At 64.0% G+C, this 21798-nt stretch carries 16 protein-coding genes and 1 tRNA gene; 2 read left to right on the top strand and 15 right to left on the bottom strand.

Annotated elements, in window-relative coordinates; translation table 11 throughout:
- From A7W11_RS05185 to A7W11_RS05165, 5 genes are all read right to left on the bottom strand, one after another.
- The coding region (locus A7W11_RS05185; protein WP_230846631.1) for a GTP-binding protein at positions 1-141 on the bottom strand (141 nt) is incomplete at its 3' end.
- Between the two features lie 82 nt (positions 142-223).
- Complete coding sequence (gene fusA / locus A7W11_RS05180; RefSeq protein ID WP_066409534.1) at positions 224-2326, bottom strand: elongation factor G; 2103 nt, start codon at positions 2324-2326, stop codon at positions 224-226.
- A gap of 20 nt (positions 2327-2346) precedes the next feature.
- The gene (gene rpsG / locus A7W11_RS05175; RefSeq protein WP_066124678.1) at positions 2347-2817 is read right to left on the bottom strand and encodes a 30S ribosomal protein S7; all 471 of its coding nucleotides are present in this window, start codon (positions 2815-2817) and stop codon (positions 2347-2349) included.
- Between the two features lie 163 nt (positions 2818-2980).
- Positions 2981-3358, bottom strand: a complete 378-nt coding sequence (rpsL, locus tag A7W11_RS05170) for a 30S ribosomal protein S12 (protein WP_005017264.1) — start codon at positions 3356-3358, stop codon at positions 2981-2983.
- A 462-nt stretch (positions 3359-3820) separates the two neighbouring features.
- On the bottom strand, positions 3821-4564 hold the full coding sequence (locus tag A7W11_RS05165) for a response regulator transcription factor (protein WP_235816803.1): 744 nt from the start codon (positions 4562-4564) through the stop codon (positions 3821-3823).
- A gap of 216 nt (positions 4565-4780) precedes the next feature.
- Between A7W11_RS05165 and A7W11_RS05160 the strand changes: the two genes are divergently transcribed.
- Complete coding sequence (locus tag A7W11_RS05160) at positions 4781-5494, top strand: response regulator transcription factor (RefSeq protein ID WP_066409519.1); 714 nt, start codon at positions 4781-4783, stop codon at positions 5492-5494.
- Between the two features lie 3 nt (positions 5495-5497).
- Positions 5498-7831 carry a CHASE2 domain-containing protein gene (locus A7W11_RS05155; RefSeq protein WP_082887102.1) on the top strand — a complete coding sequence of 778 codons (2334 nt, stop codon included), beginning with the start codon at positions 5498-5500 and terminating at the stop codon, positions 7829-7831.
- Between the two features lie 24 nt (positions 7832-7855).
- On the opposite strand, the gene A7W11_RS05150 is transcribed toward A7W11_RS05155, so the two are convergent.
- From A7W11_RS05150 to A7W11_RS05105, 10 genes are all read right to left on the bottom strand, one after another.
- Positions 7856-9115, bottom strand: a complete 1260-nt coding sequence (locus A7W11_RS05150) for a serine/threonine-protein kinase (protein WP_066409516.1) — start codon at positions 9113-9115, stop codon at positions 7856-7858.
- A gap of 357 nt (positions 9116-9472) precedes the next feature.
- A complete protein-coding gene (rpoC, locus tag A7W11_RS05145) occupies positions 9473-13714 on the bottom strand; it encodes a DNA-directed RNA polymerase subunit beta' (protein WP_066409514.1) in 4242 nt (1413 codons plus the stop codon).
- Complete coding sequence (gene rpoB, locus A7W11_RS05140) at positions 13714-17826, bottom strand: DNA-directed RNA polymerase subunit beta (protein WP_066409511.1); 4113 nt, start codon at positions 17824-17826, stop codon at positions 13714-13716. The genes rpoC and rpoB overlap by 1 nt, the downstream gene beginning before the upstream one ends.
- 161 nt (positions 17827-17987) lie before the next feature.
- Complete coding sequence (gene rplL, locus A7W11_RS05135) at positions 17988-18368, bottom strand: 50S ribosomal protein L7/L12 (protein ID WP_006216571.1); 381 nt, start codon at positions 18366-18368, stop codon at positions 17988-17990.
- A gap of 78 nt (positions 18369-18446) precedes the next feature.
- Positions 18447-18971: a 50S ribosomal protein L10 gene (rplJ, locus tag A7W11_RS05130; protein WP_066409503.1), complete on the bottom strand. Its 525-nt coding sequence runs from the start codon at positions 18969-18971 to the stop codon at positions 18447-18449.
- Positions 18972-19232: 261 nt separating this feature from the next.
- On the bottom strand, positions 19233-19937 hold the full coding sequence (rplA, locus tag A7W11_RS05125) for a 50S ribosomal protein L1 (protein ID WP_066409501.1): 705 nt from the start codon (positions 19935-19937) through the stop codon (positions 19233-19235).
- 2 nt (positions 19938-19939) lie between these two features.
- On the bottom strand, positions 19940-20371 hold the full coding sequence (gene rplK / locus A7W11_RS05120; protein WP_066409498.1) for a 50S ribosomal protein L11: 432 nt from the start codon (positions 20369-20371) through the stop codon (positions 19940-19942).
- A gap of 71 nt (positions 20372-20442) precedes the next feature.
- Positions 20443-20976, bottom strand: a complete 534-nt coding sequence (gene nusG, locus A7W11_RS05115; RefSeq protein WP_066124659.1) for a transcription termination/antitermination protein NusG — start codon at positions 20974-20976, stop codon at positions 20443-20445.
- Positions 20977-20989: 13 nt separating this feature from the next.
- Positions 20990-21373: a preprotein translocase subunit SecE gene (gene secE, locus A7W11_RS05110; RefSeq protein WP_066409495.1), complete on the bottom strand. Its 384-nt coding sequence runs from the start codon at positions 21371-21373 to the stop codon at positions 20990-20992.
- A gap of 71 nt (positions 21374-21444) precedes the next feature.
- Positions 21445-21520 (bottom strand) — tRNA-Trp (locus A7W11_RS05105).
- Positions 21521-21798 lie beyond the last annotated feature (278 nt).

Here is a 21798-nt window from a genome sequence, read left to right as displayed (position 1 = left end):
GTAGCCCTTGGCTTCGCCGCCGAACTTCGTCGACAGAACCGTCGTGATCGCTGCCGTCAGGGTCGTCTTGCCGTGGTCAACGTGGCCAATGGTACCCACGTTCACGTGGGGCTTGGTACGTTCGAATTTGCCTTTTGCCATGATCTATATCCTTCTGGATTGCAAGGAGATTTGGAATATTTGGGGTGCCGCGCCCTTCGGATGAAGGGCGCGGCGGTTTTCATTACTTGGCCCGAGCGGCGATGACTTCGTCAGCGACGTTCTTGGGGGCTTCAGCGTAGTGCTTGAATTCCATCGTGTACGTGGCACGGCCTTGCGTTTGCGAACGCAGGCTGGTCGCGTAGCCGAACATCTCGGCCAGGGGGACTTCGGCCTTGATGACCTTGCCGCCACCCATGATGTCGTCCATGCCCTGCACCATACCGCGGCGGGACGACAGGTCGCCCATCACGGTACCGGCGTAGTCTTCCGGCGTTTCCACTTCAACAGCCATCATGGGCTCGAGCAGCACGGGGCTGGCCTTGCGCATGCCGTCCTTGAAGGCCATCGAGCCGGCCATCTTGAACGCGTTTTCGTTCGAGTCGACGTCGTGGTACGAACCGAAGAACAGCGTGACCTTCACGTCCACCACCGGGTAACCGGCCAGGATGCCCGAGGGCAGCGTTTCCTGGATACCCTTGTCCACCGCGGGGATGTATTCGCGAGGAACCACACCGCCCTTGATGGCGTCGACGAATTCGTAGCCGCCGCCCGGGGGCAGAGGCTCGACCTTCAGAACGACGTGACCGTACTGGCCGCGGCCGCCCGACTGCTTGACGAACTTGCCTTCGATTTCCTCGCAGACCTTGCGGATCGTTTCGCGGTAGGCAACCTGGGGCTTGCCCACGTTGGCTTCCACGCCGAATTCGCGCTTCATGCGGTCAACCAGGATTTCCAGGTGCAGCTCGCCCATGCCCGAGATGATGGTCTGGCCGGATTCTTCGTCGCTACGCACGCGGAACGACGGGTCTTCCTGCGCCAGGCGCGACAGCGCCAGGCCCATCTTCTCCTGGTCGGCCTTCGACTTGGGTTCGACGGCCTGCGAAATCACGGGCTCGGGGAACTCCATGCGCTCCAGCGTGACCGGCGAGTCGACATCGCACAGCGTTTCGCCGGTGATGACGTCCTTCAGACCCACGACGGCGGCGATGTCGCCGGCCAGAACTTCCTTGATTTCCTCGCGGTTGTTCGCGTGCATCTGCAGGATGCGGCCAATACGTTCCTTCTTGCCCTTGATGGGGTTCAGGATCGTGTCGCCCGACTTCAGCGTGCCCGAGTAGACGCGCACGAAGGTCAGCTGGCCCACGAACGGATCGCTCATCAGCTTGAATGCCAGCGCCGAGAACTTCTCGTTGTCGTCGGCCTTGCGGGTGACTTCCTTGCCATCGTCGTCGATGCCGTCGACCGGCGGAATGTCGATCGGCGAGGGCAGGTAGTCGATGACGGCGTCGAGCATGCGCTGCACGCCCTTGTTCTTGAAGGCGGTGCCGCACAGCATCGGCTGGATTTCGCCGGCGATCGTACGCTGGCGGATGGCCAGGTTGATCTCGGCTTCGTCCAGGCTGCCCGTCTCGAGGTACTTGTTCATCAGTTCCTCGGACGACTCGGCAGCCGCCTCGACCAGCTTTTCACGCCATTCGGCGGCGGTGCCTTCCAGCTCGGCCGGAATGTCGACGTAGTCGAACTTCGTGCCCTGGCTGGCTTCGTCCCACAGGATGGCCTTCATCTTGATCAGGTCGACCACGCCGGAGAACGTATCTTCGGCGCCGATCGGGATCACGATGGGCACGGGGTTGGCGCGCAGGCGCACCTTCAGCTGGTCATAGACCTTGAAGAAGTTGGCGCCGGTGCGGTCCATCTTGTTGACGAAGGCCAGGCGCGGCACGCCGTACTTGTTGGCCTGGCGCCAGACGGTTTCCGACTGGGGCTGAACGCCGCCCACCGCGCAGTACACCATGCAGGCGCCGTCGAGCACGCGCATGGAGCGTTCCACCTCGATGGTGAAGTCCACGTGGCCCGGGGTGTCGATGATGTTGATGCGGTGCTCGGGATAGTTACCAGCCATGCCGCGCCAGAACGCCGTCGTTGCTGCCGACGTGATGGTGATGCCGCGCTCTTGCTCTTGCTCCATCCAGTCCATCGTGGCTGCGCCGTCGTGGACTTCGCCAATCTTGTGATTGACGCCGGTGTAGAACAGGATGCGTTCGGTAGTGGTGGTCTTCCCTGCATCGATGTGCGCAGAGATACCAATGTTGCGATAGCGCTCGATCGGGGTTTTGCGGGCCATGGTGGATTAGTCCAGTTGATTTACCAGCGGAAATGGCTGAAGGCCTTGTTGGCCTCGGCCATCTTGTGCGTGTCTTCGCGCTTCTTCATCGCGGCGCCACGCCCTTCAGATGCGTCGATGAGCTCGCCGGCCAGGCGCAGGTCCATCGACTTTTCGCCGCGCTTCTTCGCGGCTTCACGCAGCCAACGCATGGCCAGGGCCAGACGGCGCACGGGGCGCACTTCGACCGGGACCTGGTAGTTGGCACCACCCACGCGACGGCTCTTGACCTCGACGATGGGCTTGATGTTGTTGATGGCCAGAGAGAAGACTTCCAGTGGCTCTTTGCCAGTCTTGCTCTGAACCTGGTCGAGGGCGCCGTAAATGATGCGTTCTGCGACGGCCTTCTTGCCATCCAGCATGACGACGTTCATGAACTTGGCGAGCTCGACGCTGCCGAACTTGGGATCGGGCAGGATCTCGCGCTTGGGTACTTCGCGACGACGGGGCATTTCTTGCTTCCTTGTGTCTGTTCAGTTGAACCGTGTTTCTTTACACGGCCATGGCCGTCCATTCAGACGACCCCTTACGTTCCGCGCCTCCCGGCATCGGGCCGGCACGTTTGCACCATCCAACCAACGGCTTGCCGTTGCCTGGACTACTGCGGATACTGCTTCAGGCCTTCTTCGGGCGCTTGGCGCCGTACTTCGAACGGGCCTGCTTACGGTCCTTGACGCCTTGCAGGTCAAGGGAACCGCGCACGATGTGATAACGCACACCGGGCAAGTCCTTCACACGGCCGCCGCGCACCAGAACCACCGAGTGCTCTTGCAGGTTGTGGCCTTCACCGCCGATGTACGAAATGACTTCGTAACCGTTGGTCAGGCGAACCTTGGCGACCTTACGCAGAGCCGAGTTCGGCTTCTTCGGGGTGGTGGTGTAGACGCGCGTGCAGACGCCGCGGCGTTGCGGGCAGTTTTCGAGCGCAGGGCTCTTGCTCTTGATGATGCTGACTTCGCGCGGCTTGCGCACGAGTTGGCTGATGGTAGGCATGACCTTTGAAATCCCTTTTACGTACCACTGGAAGTACTTTGGAGTACTGGCGACTCCTCCGACGCCGGATGCCGTGGCGCTGGATGGAGGCAGTTCACACTAGACGCCAAACCGCCTCGAACGTCGCATACGTAAAAGAGCGGGTCTTGCGGGTTTTGCATGAACTTATCTTGCACAACTGGCATGACAATTCATCTGCACGCCTGCCGTCGATTTCCGTCCCGGGTTGTGCAGCCGGGAAGTGCTTCGAGCCAGGTTTTGTTGCGCGCGGGACGTCTGAGCCGTCGTTGCAGAAACCAGGGGCCGAACCAGCCATCAAACCCAAACTAGGGTTTACCCTGATATCTGCTGGCGAGCCTTTTCGCGCAGATGAAGTAGCGAGCCCGAGAGGTTAGCTCAAAAGGGCCGAGTTGTCAAAGTTGCTGGGAAGCAACGCGCCGGGATGCCCGCGCGAGAGAAAAATCACGGATTCGCGAACAGGTAGCCGCTGCCGTAGACCGTGCGGATCGGCAGCGTGACGCCCGCCAGTTCGGCCTTGCGGCGCAGGCGGCTGATGATGACGTCGATGCTGCGCGCCCCCGTGGTACGGCCGGCCTCGCCTTCGCTGGCCAGTTGGGCGGCCAGGTCGGCGCGGCCGATCGAGCGGCCGGACAGATCCAACAACGCGCGCACGATCAGGCGTTCATTCGCGGACAGCGACAGATGCACGCCCGCGGGCGCGATCAGCGTCCAGTCCTGGTCGCGCAATTCCCAGCGGCCGGTATCGGTGGGCAGGTCCGGTTCGACGTGGGCGCCGATCGTGGGCAGCAGCCGGCGCGCCAGGGCGACCGTCACGCAGGCCAGCTCGCGCTCGTCCACGGGCGACGGCAGACAGGCATCGGCGCCGCTTTGCAGACAGCGCAACCTGGCCTCCAATGTCAGCTGGGCACCTGTCACGATGATGCCCAGGTCCGCCGCGCCCCGCAGGCGCGTGATGACGGCATAGCCCAATTCACCCAGTTCGGACAGATCCAGCACGACGATGTGGCAGTCGACCTCTTCCAACAGGCCGAACAGTTCCAGCGGCGTCGTGCATTCGCGGGCGACCACGCCGGCCTGCTCCATTGCCGTCAGCGCTCGCTGGCGGTAGGGCTCGTCCGTGGTCATGAGCAGAATGCTGAGTTGCTTCATCGTGATCTCGCTGAGTCCACATGCATCGGTTGCCATGGTGGTCGATGCGGTTCCTGTACAACGCAATTGACACAGTGTGGCCGGTCGTTGCGTGATACATCCAGTCAAGATCAGTCAATTTTGCAATGATTGACATTTGTATCGTCTTGGCGGTCTTGCGGGCAGGTGCTTGCGTTATCATCGCCGGCAAGCACGCGAATCGCTTCGGCGAATTCGACCTTCCCCCTCGCCCCGACCCAAAGCGCAAAACCGATGAAGATCGCGTCGCTCGAGGACGATCTCGACCAGGCTCGTCACATCCAACAGACCCTCCGAGGCGCCGGGTACGAATGCGACAGCTTCCAGCGCAGTCTCGACCTGCTGGCAGCGCTGCGTACCGACACTTACGATCTGGTGGTGCTCGACTGGCAACTGCCCGACATGGACGGCGACGAAGTCGTGCGCCAGTTGCGCAGCAATTTCGGGTTCGCCATTCCCGTCATCTTCGTCACCAGCCGCAATCAGGAAGAAGACCTGGTGCGTGGCCTGCAGGCCGGCGCGGACGACTACATCCCCAAACCCCTGCGGCCGGCCGAGCTGCTGGCGCGCGTAGCCGCGTTGCTGCGCAGATCCCAGCCCGCCACGCCCGCGCACGCCGTGTTCACCGTCGCGGCCTATCGCATCGATCCCGGCGAACGCAGCGTGCAGCTCGATGGCAACAGGATCGTGCTGGCGCCCAAGGAATACGAACTGGCCCTGCTGTTCTTCCGCAACCTGGGCAGGCTGCTTTCGCGCGACGTGCTGGCCGAACGCGTCTGGAACCGCGAGATCCCCGCGACCTCGCGCACACTGGACACGCATCTGTCCAACATCCGGCAGAAACTGCAGTTGCGCCCCCAGCATGGGGTGCGCCTGACGTCGTCCTATGCCCTGGGCTACCGGCTCGACCTGGTCGCGACCGAAGACGCAGCCGCCGCGGCCGGGTAATCCATGCTCGGCGGCCATCCCCGTCGGCGGCTCGGCATCCACTCGGCCCCCCTGCTGATCGGCTTTCTCACGCTGGTCGCGGCCTTGCTGGGCTCGATGAACGGCTTGGGCCGCTTCGACCAGGCGTTCTACGATCGGGCGGTGATCGCCGCAGAACGGCCTGCCTCCGATGACATCCTGCTGGTCACGATAGACGGCCGGACCGTGGAGGCGTTGGGCCGCGGCCCCTGGAGCCGCGCGGTGCATGCCACCCTGCTCGGCCGCTTGCAGAACGCTCGCGCGGTGGGTCTCGATTTCCGCCTCAACGAACACGACGCCATCGATCCGGACGGCGACGCCGCCTTGGCTGAAGCCATCCGCGCCAACGGGCACGTCGTGCTGCCCGTGGCATTGAACCCGCTGCCACGGCCCGCCTCGCTCGAACCGGCCTTGCCGCCGTTGGCCAGCGCGGCCGCCGCCCTGGGCTTCACCAACGTCCCCCCCGATACCGACGGCGTCATCCGCCAGGCGGTCTGGCGCACCACGCTGAACGAACGGCACTGGCAGCACATGGCGCTGGCCATGCTGCAGGCCGGCGGCGAAGCCAACTTGGCGCAGGCGCTGGCGCGCCGGCTGGGCGATTCCGGAGAAGGTGGCATTCCCTACAGCGGCCCGCCGGGGCACCTGCGCACCGTGTCGTATCTCCAGGTGCTGCAGGGACGCGTGCCCGCTGCGTGGATACAGGGCAGGTACGTGCTGGTCGGCCGAAGCGCCGAGGCGGGCGGCGATGTCTATCGGACGCCCGGCTCCACGCCCGCCAACGGCATGTCCGGCGTGGAGCTGATCGGCAACATGCTGCAGGCGGCCCGGCAGGATCTGGTGATCCGGCCCGCCGCTCCCTGGCTCAATGCGCTGGCGTGCGCGTTGCCCGTGCTGCTGCTGTGCCTGGCGCTGCGTCATCTGCCGCCGCGCGGCGCCCTGCTGCTGACGGGCCTGATGCTGGTGCTGGTGCTGGCGGGCGCCTTCCTGATGCTGCGCTACCTGCAGATATGGTTCGCGCCGTCAGCCGCCCTGCTGGGACTGGCGCTAAGCTACCCGCTGTGGAGCTGGCGCGGCCAGGAGGCCGTGCTGCGCCACATGGACTATGAACTGAAGCGCCTGCGGCAGGAGTACCCGCCCATCATGGGCGAGTCGCGCCAGTTGGCGCTGGGCGCCAACTGGTCCGTCGAAGACCGGCTGGACGAACTGCGCCAGGCCCTGACCCGCGTGCGCAACCTGCGCCGCTTCCTGGCCGACAGCCTGGACGGCATTCCCGACGCCACGCTGGTGTTCGACGCAGGCGGCCGCCTGCAGTTCTGCAACCGCGCGGCACTGGATTACTTCCGCGGCCTGGGCGTGCGCGCGCCGCGCAATGGCCAGCCGGCGGCATGGCTGATGGAGAAGATCGTGGCCGACGCCACGGCGCGCACCGAGATCAACCGCGCGCTTCACGACCTGCATCCCGACGAACGCGAAGCCCCCTGGAGCCTGGATCAGGAAGTGCGCGACTACACCGGCCGCAGCTTCATCGTGAAATGCGCGCCGATCCGCAATGACGAAGACGCGTTCGCCGGCAGCGTCGTCACGCTGAGCAACATCACCGAAATCCGGGCCGCCGAACGCAAGCGCGAGGAAACGCTGCGCTTCGTCTCGCACGACATGCGGGCGCCGCAGAACTCCATCCTGGCGCTGGTCGATCTCAGCCGCGGCCTGGCGCAATCGCAGCAAGGGCAAGAGGCCTGGTCCCGCGTGGAACAGCAGGCGCATCGCACCCTGCGGCTGGTCGACGATTTCGTGCACCTGACGCGTGCCGAATCCTTGAAGATCGGCGATACGCGCGTGGACCTGACCGCGCTGGTGCTGGATGCGATGGACGACGTATGGGCGCTGGCGCAGGCGCGCGGCATCGCGCTGGAGCCGCAGGACATGCCGCAGGCATTCGTGCGCGGCGACCATGCCCTGCTGCGGCGGGCGCTGAACAATCTGCTGGACAACGCCATCAAGTACACGCCGGCCGGGGGCCACGTCGGCACGGCGCTGCGCGCCGATGGCGCCCATTGGGTCGTCGCGGTCACCGATGACGGCGTGGGCATCGCCGCCGAGGACGTGCCGCAGCTGTTCCAGGCCTTCTCACGCGTGGGGGCGACGCGTTCGGACACGGGCGGCGCCGGATTGGGCCTGGCTTTCGTGCACACCGTGGCCACGCGCCACGGCGGCGGGGTGCAGGTCTCCAGCCGAAGCGGTGCGGGCTCGACGTTCACCCTGAGCCTGCCCGCCGACATGGCGGACGACGAAGACGAGATGCCTCGCGCGCAATAGGCGCGCCGCCCGCCCTGCAGCCGTTCAGTCGAAGCGGTACGACAGCACCGACTGGCGCCCTTCCTTCACCGTCAGCGTGCCCCGGTAAGGCGGCAGATTGGCGTTGCGCACCACCACGCTGTACTGGCCCGGCGCCAGGCGGATCTCCTTCAAGGGCGGGCTGACGCCGCGCCGCACGCCGTTGACCCACAACTCACCCCAGGGATGGATGTTGACGCGCACACGTACCCACGGCGCCGGCGAGGCAATAGGTGGAGGCGGCGGTTCGGCGGCTTCGGACTCGTCCGGCTTGGCCTGTTCGTCGTCGTTGCCGGCATCGGGTCCAGCGGCAGGGTCGCCGGCCGTACGGGTCTCCGCCTCCAGGGCACGCGCCGATAGCGTCGCCAGGCCTGGCGGCTCGGGAGGATCTCCCTCGTCGGCGGCCGGTGTACTCGTTCCGCCCGCGCGATGGCCGCCACGCAACGGATCGACGCCTTGCGGGGTGCCGGGCGGCGAGACCTCCGATCGCGTGATGATGAGGCTGCTGGGCGGTGTGGCAAAGCGGTTCCACCAGTACACACCGACGCCGGCGCCCACCATCAGCACCAGCAGCACCAACAGGAACGTGCGCCACCCCGCACGCGCAGGCTCTGCCTGCACGACCGCGGGCGGAACCGGCGGCGGCAGGGGCGGCAGCGGTTCGGCAGCGCTGGGGGCCACCGTGGCCGGAATCTCCATCTGTTGCGCGAACTCTTCCAGGGTCTGGGGACGATTGCGCGGATCGACGGACAGGGCCACGTCCAGCGTCCGCAGGAAACCCGTGTCGTACTTGGTCAGATCGCGTTGTGCCAATGGCCGATAGACGTCTTCGTTCAGGCGCTCGGACGCCGGCGGCGGGCGCATGCCCGTGACCAGTGAATGCGCCACGGCGGCCAGGGCATAGACATCGGTCCACGGGCCGCGCGGCCACTGCGGGCCCGTGGCGTAGAGCTCGGGCGGCGCGTAGCCGGGTTCGGGCACGCCCGACGGCGGTTCGGCGGTATAGGGCGGGCCGCTGACCGTCATCAGGTGGGCACGGCCGGTTTCGTCCAGGCCGACCGAATGCATGCTGATGTCGGCACGGATCAGGCCCTGGTCGTGCAGCGCCTGCAAGGGCACCACGAGTTCGGCCAGCACCCGTTTGATGCGGGATTGCGGAACGCCGCCAGCGGTGGTGGCGGCAATGGCGCTGAGCGGGCGATACGCCAGGGGCGCCGCACCGGCGAAGGGATTGCGCTGCGTGGAATAACCGGCAGTAGCAGACATGAGCGTGAATATCTGGCAACAGGGGTCGCGGCGGCCGCTTCAGGCGAACCACCGCGGGCATGCATTACGGATACACCAACCGGACATCCTGGCCGATGGGGATGCCTCCTCGAAGCGGGAAGAATATACCAACCGGGCCGATCCACTGGTAAGCAAACATCAACGCTTGGAAGCATTCGACACGAACCCGCCCGGCCGCACCTCCGGGCGTGCGACCCCGCCATGGCAAGCCGGGTATTCGCCCATCCATCGGCATCGGCGCACCAACGAAAAGGGCTGCCGATTCGCATCGGCAGCCCTTTTCGGGACGTCCGACCCCATGCGGGATCGGACGATACGTGACAGCGCGCCCGAGGCTTACTCGGCGTTGCCCGAAGCGTCTTCCGAAGACGGCACGTCGGCGTCGGAGCCCACGGTGACCGGCGCTTCCTCGAACGGGTTGGCCTGCTGGCGAGCGGCTTCGCGTTCGGCGGCTTCCAGCGATTCCTTGTCCTTGCGGGCAAGGTGGTAAGCCAGGCCGGTACCGGCCGGGATCAGACGGCCGACGATGACGTTTTCCTTCAAGCCACGCAGGTCGTCGCGCTTGCCCATGATGGCGGCTTCGGTCAGCACACGCGTCGTTTCCTGGAACGAGGCGGCCGAGATGAACGAGTCGGTGGACAGCGAGGCCTTGGTAATGCCCAGCAGCACGTTCTCGTAGATCGCGGGACGCTTGTTCTCGGCCAGCACGCGGTCGTTTTCGTTCAGCAGTTCCGAACGCTCGACCTGTTCGCCGGGGATGAACGCGGCGTCGCCCGGATCGACGATATGCACACGGCGCAGCATCTGACGCACGATCACTTCGATGTGCTTGTCGTTGATCTTCACGCCCTGCAGACGGTAGACGTCCTGCACTTCGTCGACGATGTACGTCGCCAGCTTCTCGATGCCCTGCAGGCGCAGGATGTCGTGGGGATCGGCCGGGCCGTCCACGATCATTTCGCCCTTGTTCACCACCTGGCCGTCGTGCACCAGCACCTGCTTTTCCTTCGGAATCAGGAACTCGTGGCTGACGCCTTCCAGGTCGGTGATGACCAGGCGCTGCTTGCCCTTGGTGTCCTTGCCGAACGAGACCGTGCCGGTGATTTCCGCCAGCATGCCGGCATCCTTCGGCGAACGGGCTTCGAACAGCTCGGCCACGCGCGGCAGACCGCCGGTAATGTCGCGGGTCTTCTGCGATTCCTGCGGGATACGCGCCAGGATCTCGCCGACCGACACCTGCTGCGCATCGCGCACGGTGATCAGCGCGCCCACCGGGAACGAAATGTTCACCGAGTGATCGGTGCCGGCGATCTTGACGTCTTCGCCCGCATCGTTGACCAGCTTGATCTGCGGACGCATGGCGACCTTGCCGCCGCGCGTCTTGGGCGTGATGACCACGAGGGTCGACAGGCCGGTGACTTCGTCGACCTGCTTGGCCACGGTCGCGCCTTCCTCGATGTTCTCGAAGCGCACGGCGCCAGCGTATTCCGACACGATCGGACGGGTCAGCGGATCCCACGTGGCCAGGCGCGCGCCGGCCTTGACGGCCTCACCATCGCCCACCAGCACGGTCGCGCCGTACGGGATCTTGTGGCGTTCGCGTTCGCGGCCGTTGTCGTCGCTGATGACGATTTCGCCCGAACGCGAGATGGCCACGCGCTCGCCCTTGGCGTTGGTCACGTAACGCATCGTGCTGGCGAAGCCCACGTTGCCGCTGGACTTCGTTTCCACCGCGCTGGCCAGGGCCGAACGCGAAGCGGCGCCGCCGATGTGGAAGGTACGCATCGTCAGCTGCGTGCCCGGTTCGCCGATCGACTGGGCGGCGATTACGCCGACCGCCTCGCCGACGTTCACGTGCACGCCGCGGCCCAGGTCGCGGCCGTAGCAGTGCGAGCACAGGCCGTGACGCGTTTCGCAGGTCAGCGGCGTGCGCACCTTGACTTCGTCGATGCCCAGGCGGTCGATCGAATCGACCAGGTCTTCGTCCAGCAGGGTGCCGGCCACGATGGCGGTTTCCTGCGTGTCCGGATTGACGATGTCGATGGCGGCCACGCGGCCCAGGATACGGTCGCGCAGCGGTTCGATGACCTCACCGCCTTCGACCAGGGCCTTCATCGAGTAACCCTGCGAGGTGCCGCAGTCGTCTTCGATGATGACCAGATCCTGCGTCACGTCGACCAGACGGCGCGTCAGGTAACCCGAGTTCGCCGTCTTCAGTGCCGTGTCGGCCAGACCCTTACGAGCACCGTGGGTCGAGATGAAGTACTGGAGAACGTTCAGGCCTTCGCGGAAGTTGGCGGTAATCGGCGTCTCGATGATCGAGCCGTCCGGCTTGGCCATCAGGCCGCGCATGCCCGCCAACTGGCGGATCTGGGCGGCGGAACCGCGCGCGCCCGAGTCGGCCATCATGTAGATCGAGTTGAACGATTCCTGGCGCACTTCCTCGCCGTGGCGGTTCACCACGGGCTCGGTCGCCAGTTGTTCCATCATCGCCTTGCCGACCTTGTCGCCGGCCTTGCCCCAGATGTCGACCACGTTGTTGTAGCGCTCTTGCGACGTGACCAGACCCGACGAGTACTGCTTGTCGATTTCCTTCACTTCGCGGCTGGCCTCGGCCAGGATGCCTTCCTTGGCCGACGGGATCAGCATGTCGCCCATCGCGATCGAGATGCCGCCGCGCGTGGCCAGGCGGAAGCCCGACTGCATCAGCTTGTCGGCGAAGATCACGGTGTCGCGCAGGCCGCAACGGCGGAACGACTGGTTGATCAGGCGCGAGATTTCCTTCTTCTTCAGCGCCTTGTTCAGCACCGTGAAGGGCAGGCCCTTGGGCAGGATCTCGGACAGCAGCGCACGGCCGACCGTGGTCTCGTGGCGGCGCAGGACCGGCTGCCACTCGTTCTGGTCGTCGCGTTCGTACTCGGTCAGGCGCACGGTGATGCGCGTCTGCAGTTCGACTTCGCGGTTGTCGTAGGCGCGCTGCACTTCGGAGACGTCGGCGAAGAAGATGCCTTCGCCCTTGCCGTTGATGCGCTCGCGGGTCGTGTAGTACAGACCCAGCACGATATCCTGCGACGGCACGATCGACGGTTCGCCGTTGGCCGGGAACAGCACGTTGTTCGAGGCCAGCATCAGCGTGCGGGCTTCGAGCTGGGCTTCCAGCGACAGCGGCACGTGAACGGCCATCTGGTCACCGTCGAAGTCGGCGTTGAACGCCGCGCAGACCAGCGGGTGCAGCTGGATGGCCTTGCCTTCGATCAGCACGGGCTCGAACGCCTGGATGCCCAGGCGATGCAGCGTCGGCGCGCGGTTCAGCATGACCGGGTGTTCGCGGATCACCTCTTCGAGGATGTCCCACACCACCGGTTCCTGGCTTTCCACCAGCTTCTTGGCGGCCTTGATGGTCGTGGCCAGGCCCATCATCTCCAGACGATTGAAGATGAACGGCTTGAACAGTTCCAGGGCCATCAGCTTGGGCAGGCCGCACTGGTGCAGCTTGAGCTGCGGACCCACCACGATGACCGAACGGCCCGAGTAGTCGACACGCTTGCCCAGCAGGTTCTGGCGGAAGCGGCCGCTCTTGCCCTTGATCATGTCGGCCAGCGACTTCAACTGGCGCTTGTTGGCGCCCGTCATGGCCTTGCCGCGACGGCCGTTGTCCAGCAGCGAGTCGACGGCTTCCTGCAGCATGCGCTTTTCGTTGCGCAGGATGATTTCAGGGGCCTTGAGCTCCAGCAGGCGCTTCAGACGGTTGTTGCGGTTGATGACGCGGCGGTACAGGTCGTTCAGGTCGGAGGTCGCGAAGCGGCCGCCATCCAGCGGCACCAGCGGACGCAGGTCCGGCGGCAGCACGGGCAGCACTTCCATGACCATCCACTCGGCCTTGATGCCGGACTTCTGGAAGCCTTCCAGCACCTTCAGGCGCTTGGAGATCTTCTTGATCTTGGCTTCCGAGCTGGTGGCCTTGAGTTCGGCGCGCAGCGTCTCGACTTCGCGGTCGATGTCGATGGTGCGCAGCAGTTCGCGCACGGCTTCCGCACCCATCAGGGCGCTGAAGTCGTCGCCGTACTCTTCGGTCTTGGCCAGGAAGTCGTCATCGGACATGATCTGGCCGCGCTTGAGCGGCGTCATGCCAGGTTCGATCACGCACCAGGCTTCGAAGTACAGCACGCGTTCGATGTCGCGCAGCGTCATGTCCAGGACCATGCCCAGGCGCGACGGCAGGCTCTTCAGGAACCAGATGTGCGCGACGGGGCTGGCCAGCTCGATGTGGCCCATGCGCTCGCGGCGCACCTTGGCCACCGTGACTTCGACGCCGCACTTTTCGCAGATCACGCCACGGTGCTTCAGGCGCTTGTACTTGCCGCACAGGCACTCGTAGTCCTTGATCGGGCCGAAGATCTTGGCGCAGAACAGGCCATCGCGCTCGGGCTTGAAGGTACGGTAGTTGATCGTCTCGGGCTTGCGGACTTCGCCGAAAGACCACGAACGGATCTTCTCAGGCGAGGCGATGCCGATCTTGATGGCATCGAACTGCTCGTCTTGAGAGACTTGCTTGAAGAGGTCGAGTAGCGCTTTCATCAGTTACGCTCCAAATCCATGTCCAGGGCCAGCGAGCGGATTTCCTTGACCAGCACGTTGAACGATTCCGGCATGCCGGCGTCGATGACGTGATCGCCCTTGACGATGTTTTCGTAAACCTTGGTACGGCCGGTGATGTCGTCGGACTTCACCGTCAGCATTTCCTGCAGCGTATACGACGCGCCGTAGGCTTCCAGGGCCCACACTTCCATTTCCCCGAAACGCTGGCCGCCGAACTGCGCCTTGCCGCCCAGCGGTTGCTGGGTGACCAGCGAGTACGGGCCGGTCGAACGCGCGTGCATCTTGTCGTCGACCAGGTGGTGCAGCTTCAGGTAGTGCATGTAGCCGATGGTGACCGGACGCTCGAACTGCTCGCCGGTACGGCCGTCGAACAGCCACGCCTGCGTGCGCGACGGGGTCAGCTGCATGCGCTTGGCCACGTCGTCGGGGTACGCCAGTTCCAGCATCTTGGTGATTTCTTCCTCGGTGGCGCCGTCGAAGACGGGCGTTGCCAGCGGCACGCCGTTCTTCAGGTTGCGCGCCATTTCGAGGATTTCATCGTCGGACAGCTCTTCCAGGTGGGCGCCGGAACCGGTCGTGTTGTAGACCTTTTCCAGGTAGCCGCGCACGCTCTTTACCTGCGCGGTGCGCTCGTCACGGAACATGTCGGCGATACGATGGCCCACGCCCTTGGCGGCCCAGCCCAGGTGCACTTCCAGAACCTGGCCGACGTTCATCCGCGACGGCACGCCCAGCGGGTTCAGCACGATGTCGGCGGGGGTACCGTCGGCCATGTGCGGCATGTCTTCCACCGGGGTGATGCGCGAGACCACGCCCTTGTTGCCGTGACGGCCGGCCATCTTGTCGCCAGGCTGCAGACGACGCTTCACGGCCAGGTAGACCTTGATCATCTTCAGCACGCCCGGGGGCAGTTCGTCGCCCTGCGTCAGCTTCTTGCGCTTTTCTTCGAAGGCCAGGTCGAACTGGTGGCGCTTCTGCTCCAGCGATTCCTTGGCTTGTTCGAGGACGACCGCATGCTGCTCGTCGGACAGGCGGATGTCGAACCACTGCCAGCGGTCCAGATCGACCAGGTATTCCTTGGTGATCGTGGCGCCCTTGGCCAGCTTGCGCGGGCCGCCGTTGACGGCCTTGCCGACCAGCATCTTCTCGATACGGTCGAACTGGTCGTTTTCAACGATGCGCAGCTGGTCGTTCAGGTCCTGGCGATAGCGGCGCAGTTCATCGTCGATGATGGACTGGGCGCGCTTGTCGCGCACGATGCCTTCACGCGTGAACACCTGCACGTCGATGACGGTGCCGACCATGCCCGAGGGCACGCGCAGCGAGGTGTCCTTCACGTCGGAAGCCTTCTCGCCGAAGATGGCGCGCAGCAGCTTCTCTTCCGGCGTCAGCTGGGTCTCGCCCTTGGGCGTGACTTTGCCGACCAGCACGTCGTCGGCGCCGACTTCGGCGCCGATGTAGACGATGCCCGAGTCATCCAGGCGATTGAGCTGGGTCTCGGCCAGGTTGCTGATGTCGCGCGTGATTTCTTCCGGTCCGAGCTTCGTGTCACGGGCGACGACCGTCAGTTCCTCGATGTGGATCGAGGTGTAGCGGTCATCGGCCACGACGCGTTCCGAGATCAGGATCGAGTCTTCGAAGTTGTAGCCGTTCCAGGGCATGAACGCGATCAGCATGTTCTGGCCCAGCGCCAGTTCGCCCAGATCGGTCGATGCGCCGTCAGCCAGCACGTCACCCTTGGCGACCAGGTCGCCGCGGGCGACGATGGGACGCTGGTTGATGTTCGTGTTCTGGTTGGAACGGGTGTACTTGATGAGGTTGTAGATGTCCACACCCACTTCACCGGCGACGTTCTCGTCGTCGTTGACGCGGATCACCACGCGCTCGGCGTCGACATGGTCGACGACGCCGCCACGCAGGGCCTGCACGGTGGTGCCGGAGTCGACCGCCACGGTACGCTCGATGCCCGTGCCGACCAGCGGCTTCTCGGGACGCAGGCAGGGCACGGCCTGGCGCTGCATGTTGGCGCCCATCAGTGCACGGTTCGCGTCGTCGTGCTCCAGGAACGGAATCAGCGACGCCGCGACCGACACGATCTGCGAGGGCGCCACGTCCATGTAGTGCACGTTCGCCGGCGCGGTCAGCATGGTTTCGCCTGCTTCACGGCAAGCCACCAGGTCATCGGTGAAGCGGCCTTCTTCGTCGAGCTCGGCGTTGGCCTGGGCGATGACGTAGTGGCTTTCCTCGATGGCCGACAGGTAGTCGATCTGGTCGCTGACCTTCCCGTCGATGATCTTGCGGTAAGGCGTTTCCAGGAAGCCGTACTCGTTCAGGCGAGCGTACAGCGCCATGGAGTTGATCAGGCCGATGTTCGGACCTTCAGGCGTTTCGATCGGGCAGACGCGGCCGTAGTGGGTCGGGTGCACGTCGCGCACCTCGAAGCCCGCGCGTTCGCGCGTCAGACCGCCCGGGCCCAGTGCGGAAACGCGACGCTTGTGCGTGATTTCCGACAGCGGGTTGGTCTGGTCCATGAACTGCGACAGCTGGCTCGAACCGAAGAACTCCTTGATGGCAGCCGAGATCGGCTTGGAGTTGATCAGGTCGTGCGGCATCAGGTTTTCCGTCTCGGCCTGGCCCAGACGTTCCTTGACGGCGCGCTCGACACGCACCAGGCCGGCGCGGAACTGGTTCTCGGCCAGTTCGCCCACACAGCGCACACGGCGGTTGCCCAGGTGATCGATGTCGTCGATCAGGCCACGGCCGTTACGCAGTTCGACCAACACCTTGATGGTTTCAAGGATGTCTTCGTTGGTCAGCGTCATCGGACCGTTGTCGTCGTCGCCGCGACCCAGGCGGCTGTTGACCTTCATCCGGCCAACGCGCGACAGGTCGTACGTTTCTTCGCTGTAGAACAGACGCTGGAACAGGGCCTCGACGGCTTCTTCCGTGGGCGGTTCGCCGGGGCGCATCATGCGGTAGATGGCCACGCGGGCAGCCATCTGGTCGACGGTTTCGTCGGTGCGCAGCGTCTGCGAGATGTAGGGACCGCGATCCAGGTCGTTCGTGTACAGCGTCTGGATGTCCAGCACGTTGGCCGCGCGCAGCGTGGCCAGCACGCTTTCGGTGATCTCCTCGTTGGCGTGGGCCACGATCTCACCGGTGTCGGGATCGACGACGTTCTTGGCCAGCACGCGGCCGAACAGGAAGTCTTCCGGCACGGACACGTACTGGATGCCGGCGGCAGCCATGTCGCGCAGGTGCTTGGCGTTGATGCGCTTGTCTTTCTCGACGATGACCTTGCCGTCACGGTCCGAGATATCGAAGCGGGCCATGTCGCCCTTCCAACGCTCGGCCACGAATTCCATCATCGCGCCTTCGCTCTTCAGGTCGAAGTTGTCGAAGTCGAAGAAGTGGGCCAGGATCGAATCCGGCGTCATGCCGATGGCCTTCAGCAGGATCGTCACCGGCATCTTGCGGCGGCGGTCGACGCGGAAGAACAGCACGTCCTTCGGGTCGAATTCGAAGTCCAGCCACGAACCGCGGTAGGGAATCACGCGGGCCGAGAACAGCAGCTTGCCCGAGCTGTGCGTCTTGCCGCGGTCGTGTTCGAAGAACACGCCGGGCGAACGGTGCAGCTGCGACACGATGACGCGTTCGGTGCCGTTGATGACGAACGAACCGGTGGTCGTCATGAGCGGCATTTCGCCCATGTAGACTTCCTGTTCCTTCACTTCCTTGATGGTCGGCTTGCTGACTTCACGGTCCAGCAGCACCAGGCGAACCTTGGCACGCAGGGGCGACGCGAAGGTCAGGCCACGTTGCTGGCACTCTTTGACATCGAACACCGGCTCGCCAAGCGCGTAGCTGACGAACTCCAAGCGCGCCATTCCGTTGTGGCTGACAATCGGGAAAATCGACGAAAACGCCGCCTGCAGACCGTCGTTGGCCCGCTCAGCAGAGGGCGTATCCGATTGCAGGAAAGTTAGGTAGGATTGAAGCTGAGTCGCAAGCAGGAAAGGAACGTTTTGAACGTCTTCTCGCTTGGCGAAGCTTTTGCGGATGCGCTTTTTTTCGGTGTACGAGTAAGGCATGAGCACTCCGACTCGAGGTTGCATGGGCCGTCAACCACGGCCCGGGGTGATACGACTCCAGGAAGCCCCGCTGAAATCCATCCCCTCAGCAGGGGCTTCCTGGAAACGCAAAAGCCCGGGGACGGCAAACTGCGCTGTCCCCGGGCACGTACGGCAAGGTCTTACTTGACTTCGACCTTGGCGCCAGCTTCTTCCAGCTTCTTCTTGGCGGCTTCGGCGTCAGCCTTGGCCACGGCTTCCTTGACAGGCTTCGGAGCGCCGTCAACCAGATCCTTCGCTTCCTTCAGGCCCAGGCCCGTCAGTTCGCGAACGGCCTTGATGACGCTGACCTTGTTCGCGCCGGCTTCCAGCAGGACGACGTTGAACTCGGTCTGCTCTTCAGCAGCGGCGGCGGCGCCACCAGCGGCCGGAGCGGCCACGGCCACAGCGGCGGCAGCAGCCGACACGCCGAACTTCTCTTCCATTTCCTTGATCAGCTCGGACAGTTCGAGCACGGTCATGCCAGCGATGGCGTCAAGGATTTCAGCTTTGTTAAGTGCCATTTTCTTTAGAACTCCAAAATTGGGTAATGCCAGGTTTGGTTGTCGCTTTGTCGTTCAGCGATATCCGGACCAGGTGCCTCAAGCGGCAGCCTTCTGGTCGCGCACGGCGGCGAGGCCACGGGCGAACTTGGTCGGAACTTCGTTGAGCGTACGCACGAATTGCGCGATCGGGGCTTGCATGGTGCCCAGCAGCTTCGAGAGCAACTCTTCACGCGACGGCATGGTGGCCAGGGCCTTCACACCTTCAGCGTTCAGCAGGCTGTTGGGCAGCGAACCACCCTTCACAACCAGCTTGTCGTTGCTCTTTGCGAAACCAGCGATCACCTTGGCCGCCGCGACCGGGTCAGCGCTGATGCCATAGATCAGCGGACCAGTCAGTTGCTCGGCCAACGGCTCGAAAGCCGTGCCGGCAACAGCACGACGGGCCAGCGAGTTCTTCAGAACTCGCAGATAAACGCCCGATTCACGCGCAGTTTTGCGCAGTACGGTGACAGAGGCGACGTCCAGACCACGGTACTCAGCGATGATGATCGATTGCGCGTTGGCCACTTGTGCCGACACTTCCTCGATCACGACCGCTTTCTCTTGGCGATTGAGACTCACGGTTTGAACACTCCATCAAAAGACGCTTGGGGCAAAGAGCCTTGCGCGTCAACCGAATGCGGCGCCTGGTCGAGTTCTTCGAGTAAAGAATTCTTCCTGGGGACGCCGTCTACGCTGGATCCGAACATCACTAGCTTCGGGATTAAGCGCCCTGCCCTGATGCTGCCGAGGACGGGGTGCTCCAGCGGTCTTTGACAGCTGCATCCGGAGGTTTCCCTCCGGATACGGCCCAAAGTACAGTACGTGCCGTCGGTACGGGGCTTAGGCCGCCGTAGCCGTCAGCGAAGCGAGTTCCACACGCGCGCCGCCGCCCATCGTGGACGAGACAGCCAGCTTGCGCAGGTAGATACCCTTGGCAGCTGCGGGACGAGCCTTTTGCAGGGCGTCGACCAGAGCGGCCAGGTTGGTTTGCAGTTGTTCCACGCCGAACGAGGCGCGGCCGATCGTGGCGTGGATGATGCCGGCCTTGTCGGTACGGTATTGCACCTGACCCGCCTTGGCGTTCTTCACGGCGGTGGCGACGTCGGGCGTCACGGTGCCGACCTTGGGGTTCGGCATCAGGCCACGGGGACCCAGCACCTGACCCAGGGTACCGACCACGCGCATGGTGTCGGGCGAGGCCACGACCACGTCGAAGTCGATCTGGCCAGCCTTGATGCGCTCGGCCAGGTCTTCCAGGCCGACGATGTCGGCGCCGGCGGCACGCGCCTGCTCGGCCTTGTCGCCCTGGGCGAACACGGCCACGCGGACGGACTTGCCGGTACCGGCGGGCAGCACCACGGAGCCACGAACCAGTTGGTCGGACTTCTTGGGGTCGATGCCCAGTTGCACGGCCACGTCGATGGATTCATCGAACTTGGCGGTGGCGGTTTCCTTGACCAGGGTCAGGGCTTCGGAGACGGGGTACAGCTTGACGCGATCGATCTTCTGAGCGATTGCGGCGGCGCGCTTGGACAGTTTTGCCATGATCAGATGCCCTCGACGGTGATGCCCATGCTGCGGGCGCTGCCAGCGATCGTGCGGACGGCGGCGTCCAGATCGGCCGCGGTCAGATCGGGTTGCTTGGTCTTGGCGATTTCTTCAGCCTGGGCGCGCGTCAGCGTGCCGACCTTGTCGGTATGCGGCTTGGGCGAACCCTTCTGCACGCCGGCGGCCTTCTTGATGAGGACCGTCGCGGGCGGGGTCTTCATGATGAAGGTAAAGCTCTTGTCGGCGAAAGCGGTGATCACCACCGGAATCGGCAGACCGGGCTCCAGGCCCTGGGTCTTGGCGTTGAACGCCTTGCAGAATTCCATGATGTTCAGGCCGCGCTGACCCAGAGCCGGGCCAATCGGGGGGGACGGGTTTGCCTTACCAGCCGGCACTTGCAGCTTGATAAAGCCGACGATTTTCTTCGCCATGCTTTGCTCCTTGCGGGTACGAACGCCGGACGAATGACGCCAGGCTCCCCGGGGTTAATGAAAAAGCCAGATCAGGTCTTTTCGACCTGGCTGAAATCGAGCTCGACAGGGGTGGCGCGACCGAAGATGGTCACGGACACACGCACCTTGCTCTTTTCGTAGTTGACTTCTTCGACGTTGCCGTTGAAGTCTGCAAACGGACCTTCCTTCACGCGAACCATCTCGCCCACTTCGAACAGCACCTTGGGGCGGGGTTTCTCGACGCCCTCTTCCATCTGGGAGAGGATCTTCTCGACTTCACGTTCGGAAATCGGCGTGGGACGGTTGCCCGAGCCACCCAGGAAGCCGGTGACGCGGTTGGTGTTCTTGACCAGATGCCAGGTCTCGTCGGTGAGGTCCATCTCGACCAGGACATAGCCCGGGAAAATACGACGCTCGCTGATGGACTTCTGGCCACCCTTCATTTCGACGACTTCTTCGGAAGGCACCAGGATGCGGCCGAACGAGGTCTGCAGGGCAGCTCGGTCGATGCGCTCGATCAGGGCCTTCTGAACGCTTTTTTCCATGCCGGAATAGACATGGACGACATACCAACGTTTACTCATCGCGTCGTCCTTGTTACTTCCAACCCAGCAAGATACCGTACAGGATCCACTCGATGCCCTTGTCCAGCAGCCACATGAACAGGCCCATGACCGCGACGAAGGCGAACACGATGCCCGTCATCTGCATGGTTTCCTTGCGCGTCGGCCAGGACACCCGCTTGACTTCGTTGTACGACTCTTGACCGAAGCTGATGGTGCGGCGGCCAGGCTCGCTGAACCAGGCGATGACGGCGGCAATGACCAGGCTGCCGATGAACACGCCAACGCGCGCGGCCAGGGGCTGCGCGCCGAGCACGGAGAACCCGACGATGCCGGCGATGATGACGAGAACAGCCAGGCCGAGTTTGACCCGGTCGGCAGTGCTGGTTACGGTTTCTACGTTGGTATTGGTAGACATTTTGCTACGCGAACCCGATTCTCAGGCGTTCGCGCCATACTCCGGCGTGTTGGCTGGAGGGTGCCGATCGGTGGCAGGGGCAGTAGGAATCGAACCTACAACCTTCGGTTTTGGAGACCGACGCTCTGCCAATTGAGCTATACCCCTAAAAACTTGCTAGTACGGTTCCTGATTTACCGCAATGACTGCTGATTGCGGAGCATCGATCTACCGGCCGTGCCGCCAGCGCATTCACCACTTCGGCATGCGCCGCTGCCTAGCAGATCACGGAACCATACATTGTACTACTTTTACAGCAAACATGGATAGAGAAGCCGAAAGGCCGCCCTATCCATGTGGGTAACGGCGGAAATCCGCCGCTAGCCGGTATTACTTCAGGATCTTGGCGACGACGCCGGCGCCGACGGTACGACCGCCTTCACGGA

This window comes from Bordetella ansorpii, assembly GCF_900078315.1.
GTDB classification, from domain to species: domain Bacteria; phylum Pseudomonadota; class Gammaproteobacteria; order Burkholderiales; family Burkholderiaceae_B; genus Bordetella; species Bordetella ansorpii.
This window is presented reverse-complemented; position numbering and strand designations above follow the sequence as displayed.

What these genes read in the sequence shown, in the direction of transcription:
- fusA (WP_066409534.1), bottom strand. Translation starts at nt 2,326, where the DNA reads ATGGCCCGCAAAACCCCGATCGAGCGCTATCGCAACATTGGTATCTCT.
- rpsG (WP_066124678.1), bottom strand. Translation starts at nt 2,817, where the DNA reads ATGCCCCGTCGTCGCGAAGTACCCAAGCGCGAGATCCTGCCCGATCCC.
- rpsL (WP_005017264.1), bottom strand. Translation starts at nt 3,358, where the DNA reads ATGCCTACCATCAGCCAACTCGTGCGCAAGCCGCGCGAAGTCAGCATC.
- A7W11_RS05165 (WP_235816803.1), bottom strand. Translation starts at nt 4,564, where the DNA reads ATGGCAACCGATGCATGTGGACTCAGCGAGATCACGATGAAGCAACTC.
- A7W11_RS05160 (WP_066409519.1), top strand. Translation starts at nt 4,781, where the DNA reads ATGAAGATCGCGTCGCTCGAGGACGATCTCGACCAGGCTCGTCACATC.
- A7W11_RS05155 (WP_082887102.1), top strand. Translation starts at nt 5,498, where the DNA reads ATGCTCGGCGGCCATCCCCGTCGGCGGCTCGGCATCCACTCGGCCCCC.
- A7W11_RS05150 (WP_066409516.1), bottom strand. Translation starts at nt 9,115, where the DNA reads ATGTCTGCTACTGCCGGTTATTCCACGCAGCGCAATCCCTTCGCCGGT.
- rpoC (WP_066409514.1), bottom strand. Translation starts at nt 13,714, where the DNA reads ATGAAAGCGCTACTCGACCTCTTCAAGCAAGTCTCTCAAGACGAGCAG.
- rpoB (WP_066409511.1), bottom strand. Translation starts at nt 17,826, where the DNA reads ATGCCTTACTCGTACACCGAAAAAAAGCGCATCCGCAAAAGCTTCGCC.
- rplL (WP_006216571.1), bottom strand. Translation starts at nt 18,368, where the DNA reads ATGGCACTTAACAAAGCTGAAATCCTTGACGCCATCGCTGGCATGACC.
- rplA (WP_066409501.1), bottom strand. Translation starts at nt 19,937, where the DNA reads ATGGCAAAACTGTCCAAGCGCGCCGCCGCAATCGCTCAGAAGATCGAT.
- rplK (WP_066409498.1), bottom strand. Translation starts at nt 20,371, where the DNA reads ATGGCGAAGAAAATCGTCGGCTTTATCAAGCTGCAAGTGCCGGCTGGT.
- nusG (WP_066124659.1), bottom strand. Translation starts at nt 20,976, where the DNA reads ATGAGTAAACGTTGGTATGTCGTCCATGTCTATTCCGGCATGGAAAAA.
- secE (WP_066409495.1), bottom strand. Translation starts at nt 21,373, where the DNA reads ATGTCTACCAATACCAACGTAGAAACCGTAACCAGCACTGCCGACCGG.